This is a genomic window from Flavobacterium sp., from assembly GCF_035760125.1.
Taxonomy (GTDB): Bacteria; Bacteroidota; Bacteroidia; order Flavobacteriales; family Flavobacteriaceae; genus Flavobacterium.
In genome coordinates this window covers 1-4,008 of the sequence record NZ_DASTTN010000459.1, presented here as the reverse complement: position 1 = coordinate 4,008, position 4,008 = coordinate 1, and the positions used below count along the sequence as shown (strand labels likewise).

General features: G+C 35.0%; 2 protein-coding genes. Both read left to right on the top strand.

Going from position 1 to position 4,008, the window contains the following annotated elements:
- The coding region (locus tag VFS71_RS16250) for a T9SS sorting signal type C domain-containing protein (RefSeq protein ID WP_326402592.1) at window positions 1–2,995 on the top strand (2,995 nt) is incomplete at its 5' end.
- A 267-nt stretch (window positions 2,996–3,262) separates the two neighbouring features.
- Window positions 3,263–4,008 (top strand): hypothetical protein (locus tag VFS71_RS16245; protein ID WP_326402590.1); only part of this gene is annotated, 746 nt, incomplete at its 3' end.

Below are 4,008 nucleotides of genomic sequence, written 5' to 3'. Positions count from 1 at the left end.
CGATTTAGATTTAACTTGCTTAGGGGCAATTCAAGTAAATGTTAATAAAGCGACTCTTGACTTTTCGACAGCTAATAAGAGGTTGTATCTTGCTGCGGGCTCTTCAATTGAATTTGTTAATGGAGGAACACTAAATCCTGCAGGAGGTAATGGCGGGGGTTGTACAGGTAATGATAGGGTGTACATAGGAGGTGTTTTATTGGCAACTTGTCAAGGTGCAGCAGGTATTTTAGGCTTTGATGATCTTATAAGCCTTGGAGGTACTGGAAAGGTATCATCAAATTCTCCTGTTTGTGTTGGAAATAATATTGTTCTATCAGCTACTCCACCACCAAATGGAACCTTTACTTATAAATGGTTTGGACCTGCTCCCAGTACTTCAATTTTCAGCACGTCTCAGAATCCAACTCCTTTTACAGCAACAACAACTCCTGTAACTTCGGGTGTTTATACAGTAACAATAAGTAGGCCTTCAGATGGTATAACGTTTAATCTTACTACAACTGTTGTCGTTAATTCAGGGACATTGCCAAGTGCTCCGACAGTTTCCCCTGTACAGCCAACATGTTCTGTTGCCACAGGAACTATAACCGTTTTAACTCCTGCCCCAGATGGCGTATTGAAATATAGTATTAATGGATTAACATATACTAATACATCAGGTGTTTTTAATTTAGTTACGCCTGGTACTTATAGTGTGACTGTCAAAAATTCTTCGGGATGTATTTCCCCTGGACAAAGTGAAACGATTAATGCGCAGCCTGTAATTCCAGATGCTCCAATTCTAAGCAATGTTGTTCTAGACTGCAATGAAGCTATAGCTACTGAAACTTGGGCATCAATCCCTAATATAACTAATTATAGTTTTGATGTTTCCCTAGACTCGTTTGTGACTTATTTGGCAGGTTATGAAAACCATTTAGTTGTGCCGACAGCCACTTCTTTAAGTGTGAGCGGGTTGAATCCCGGTGTAACTTATTATGTTAAGGCAAGAACTATAAATAGTTGTGGACCTAGTATTGATTCCAATGTTGTTACAATCACAGTTAATTCCTTGCCAGGGACTCCATCAGCTACCGCTACTTCACAGCCCAATTGTGTAGTACCAAAAGGGATTATCACGGTGACATCGCCAACAGGAATGAATTATAGTATAGATGGTTCCGATTATTCTAACACCACAGGAATTTTTAATAATTTAGCTGTAGGATCTTATGTTGTAACTGCCAAAAATGTATTGGGTTGTGTTTCATTAGGTTCGACTCCAGTTGCAATAAATGCTTCAGTTACCAATACTTGGGATGGGGTTAAATGGTCTAAGACATTGGATGCTACATCGCCACTAATAAGTGATAGTGTAGTTTTTAATGCTGATTTCAATATTACTTCTCAATTAAATGCTTGTTCCTGTAAAATCAATCCACTTGTAAAAGTAGTTGTTGGAGTAGTTGGCGGATTGAATGCTGATGCTATTTTAAAAGTGGAAAATGTATTGGATATAGCTTCTTCAGGTTCTTTAACCTTCGAGAACAACGCGAGTTTGGTTCAGGTTAACAATGATGCTGTGAATACTGGAAAAATTATTTACAATCGTACTGCTACCCCTATGAAGAATTTTGATTATACGTATTGGTCTTCGCCTGTTCAAGGTCAAACCCTTTATGATTTATCGCCAAACACTTTATGGGATAAATATCTTAGTTATAGCTTAGATAATAAATGGGTTGTTGAAGCATATGGGACTTCAATGATGCTTGCCGGAAAAGGATATATCATTAGAGTGCCAAAACCTCAATTTTGGCCTGATCCTTTAGCTGCTACTTATGTTCAATCGGTAAAGTTTGAAGGAGTACCAAACAATGGAATATACACGTTAGCAATTGCCCCAACAGGGTATAGTAACTTAGTAGGTAATCCATATCCATCAGCTATGAGTGCAGATGCCTTTTTATTAGAAAACAGTATAAATACCAATAGAGTTGAAGCTACAATTCGCTTTTGGACACATAGTACAGTGATAACCAATAATAAATATTCTAGCGCTGACTATGCTTCTTATAATTATTTGGGAGGGGTAGGAACAAGTGGAAATTTTGTGGACACAAACGGCAACGGTATTAAGGATGTTGGTGAAGTAGAGATTGCTGCTAATAGGCCTTTAGGTAATATAGCAGCTGGACAATCTTTTTTTGTTAAAAGTGCTACAGTACCAGGGCCGGTTCTTTTTAATAACAGTATGCGAGTAGGTGTTTCAGGTAAAAATGCCCAATTTTTTAGAGGGACTAAATCGAAAACGGCTGCTATAGAGAAACATCGTGTTTGGTTGAATTTGACCAATTCCGAAGGTGCTTTCAAGCAATTATTAGTTGGTTATGCTACAGGAGCAACGAATGGGGTAGACAGGGTTTTTGATGGTTTGAGTGCTAACAGTAATGCATACATTGATTTTTATAGTATAAATGAGGGTAATAATTTAGTGATTCAAGGACGTGCCGTTCCATTTGACAAAACAGATAGAGTGCCATTAGGTTATAAAAGTACTATAGAAGGTGTTTTTACAATAAGTATTAATGAAGTAGATGGAGTTTTAACGGATCAACCAATTTTTATAGAGGATAAAGTGAACAATGTTGTTCATAATCTTAAAAATGGAGTGTATTCTTTCACAACTTCAAAAGGAATATTTAACGATCGTTTTGTATTACGATTTATGTCCAATAATGTTACTGCTAAAGCTCTGGATACTGGAATTTTTGACACAGAAAGGGAGGGTGTAATTGTTTCTGTGAAAAATAGTCAAATAAAAATCAATTCATTTAGTGAAACAATTGATAAAGTGATGGTTTATGATTTAAAAGGTAGCCTGCTTTATGAAAAGGATAATGTGAACAGTAATGAATTTCGTGTCTTGAATTTTAATTCTAGTGAACAATTTTTAATTGTACAAATTTTACTTAAAAATGGTAAATGGGTTACTCAGGAAATTGTTTTTTAATAATAGTTAACTATCAAGGATTTATAGAGCTCCATTTTATTTTAAAATGGAGTTTTTTTGTAGCTTTTAACTTTCTAAAAGAAAAAAAAATAGTTATTTGACGGATATTAAGGTGTAATTATGAAACTTATTGAGAAAAATAATTTTTAATGTTTATTTTTGGCACGTAAAAATACCTGTTTTTGATTTTGCATTGTAAAATATGTTTTAAAATGCGAGTCAATTATAGATTTTTTGCTTAGTAACCCCAGAAATACCCCAAACTATATGACTAAAATTTTACTTAAGACTAAATTAAATCTATTTGTTTTACTGTTTTTTGTTTTTTCAGGAATCGTAAATGCAGCTACTATAGATATTAATACCTCAGTGACATATAGTGATGTAACTCATGCAGGTAATGATATTGTTGTTAAAAATGGAGGGACATTTACTATAAATAGTAATGCTCAAATTAAATCAATCACAGTTAACACCGGAGGAACACTTATTATAAATTCTCCTTATACTTTAACAGTTGGTGTTGTTGGTAATTCATTCTCCGCTACTCCAGCAGTAGTAGACTTTCAAAATGGCTCAATTGTTACTGTTAATTCTGGGTCTGCTTTTGTTGTTTATGGTTTATTGAATAACAGTAATAATAGTGATGATGTCGTATTTAATGGTACTGTAAGTATATTTGGGAATGTTACCGGCGGAGCTGGTTCAGCAATTTCTGGTTCGGGAACATTAGACACTGCGGGTTCAATTATTACTGCTGATAACGGACAACCTGGTACTATTTTTGGCTCAACTGGTGATTGTACAACAGGCCCTTGTTCAAGTTCTACTTCATGTACTTCTTTTACAGGTTCTATTTCAAGTAGTCAAACTATTTGCTCAAATACAATACCTTTGACATTAATTAGTAGTACTACTGCATCTTCTCCAACCTATCAATGGCAAAGTTCTACAACTTCTGGTATAGGTTTTACAGATATTACAGTTAATGGGACTAATGCAACATATGTATT